Source organism: Actinomadura montaniterrae, assembly GCF_008923365.1.
Taxonomy (GTDB): domain Bacteria; phylum Actinomycetota; class Actinomycetes; order Streptosporangiales; family Streptosporangiaceae; genus Spirillospora; species Spirillospora montaniterrae.
On sequence record NZ_WBMR01000463.1, the window covers coordinates 1 to 1,721 of the forward strand.

The 1,721-nt window shown below is 68.3% G+C and carries 1 protein-coding gene; it reads left to right on the forward strand.

Features of this window, described 5'->3' with window-relative positions; all coding sequences use genetic code 11:
• The first annotated feature begins 262 nt into the window (after positions 1 to 262).
• A complete protein-coding gene (locus F9B16_RS50305) occupies positions 263 to 1,537 on the forward strand; it encodes an HNH endonuclease signature motif containing protein (RefSeq protein WP_151547331.1) in 1,275 nt (424 codons plus the stop codon).
• Positions 1,538 to 1,721 lie beyond the last annotated feature (184 nt).

The following is a 1,721-nucleotide window of genomic DNA, read 5'->3' on the forward strand; positions in this document are numbered from 1 at the left end:
CGCCTTCGGCGTCGCTTCGCGATGGACTTCGTCCACCCTTGACTTTGGAGCCTCTGCGGCCCCTGGGCAGGTGATGGGGGCAGGCTCCGCCTGCCCCGCCCCCGGGTCGCGCCACCCCACCACCCCCTCCGTACGCGTGTTCCAACGAACGCGGCAACCGATGGTGCGGCGCAAATAGTCGCCATTCAAGTACCGAAAAGTATCTGTGTTGAAGCGCTGAATTCAAGATGCGATTGTCGGTCACAGCGGGTATTATCTAGGTATGCATTCAGTGACGGTCGAGCTTGAGGCCGCGTCCACCATGGAACTGGTGAACGCGCTCTCCGCCATCGCCACTGAACTCGCCAGCCGAGACGTCCCCGAATCAGCAGCCGCATGCCTGGAATTGACCGAAACTCTCGCGGCGGCCTCCGATATCCAGGAAAGTGTGCTGGCCGGTTTCATCGGCCGCGTCGACGCCGCCGGGGAGCAAGCACGGTGGGGATATCCCTCGCCCCAGGCGTGGCTCCGCTCCCGCCTGGGCATGCGCGACAACCGCGCCAAAGAGCGCCTCACCCTCGCCCGGCAGCGGCACCGCCTGCCCCAGGTCTGCGCCCAACTCGCCTCCGGTGACCTGTCCTACGGCTACGCCACCACCATCGCCGACTCGGTCGCCCGCCTGGACGACACCGACTGTGCCGAAGCCGAGACGACCCTCCTCGGCTTCGTCGACCAGGGCTTCTCGGCGGGGAAGGTCGCCGCGTTCGGGCGCCGCATCCGCGACCTGATCACCGAACGCGACGACACTGAAGACGCCCCCGATGAGGACACCAAGCGGGGCTACGACAAGTCGTGGATCACGACCACCCGCTCTCTGGACGGCGGCCGCTACGTCAAGGGCTGGCTGAACCCCGAAGACGCCGCGATCTGGGACGGCACTCTGGCGCCGCTGGCCAAGCCGGCCGGGCCCGACGACCGCCGCGACGTCGCCGAGCGGACAGCGGCAGCACTGTCCAGCGTCCTGTCGGGCGGGCACAAGGCCACCAAGGTCACCGTCATCTGCGACCTGGACACCCTCACTGGCGGCAACGCCCCCGCCCGCCTCACCGATGGGACACCGATCCCCGCTGCACAGGCCCGCCGCATCGCCCTGTCGGCCGGAGTGTCGCCCCTCCTCCTCGGGAAGGGGAACACTCCGCTGTATCTGGGCTGGCGGGAACGGTTCGCCTCCTCTGCACAACGGCAGGTCCTCGAAACGCTGTACCCGTCATGCGCAGTACGGGGATGCGAGCTGCCGGGGACGTTGTGCGAGGTCGACCACGTGCACGGATGGGCACTCGGGGAATCGCCCACCGACATCGACCAGCTCGCACTCGCCTGCGGATGGCACAACCGGTTCAAGCACACCCGCCCCGACCAGATCCAGATCACCAAGGATCAGGACGGACGCTACGTCTACCGGCTGCTGCCGCCGCCCGACGCCCGACCATCTTCGGGAGGCCATTCGCCACCGAGTGACATCGGGCCGCCTGATCCGGCGCTCGACTGGGCTGCATAACCCACCCCACCAGTACGACCGTACGACTACCCGGGCCCGCCCGGATCCCAACTGGATCCCGGGCGGCTCCGGCATGCCCACATCACCTGGAACAGAACACGCGTACGGAGGGGGGTGGTGGGGTGGCGCGACCCGGGGGCGGGGCAGGCGGAGCCTGCCCCTAACGCTGCCTCAGGGGCCGCAG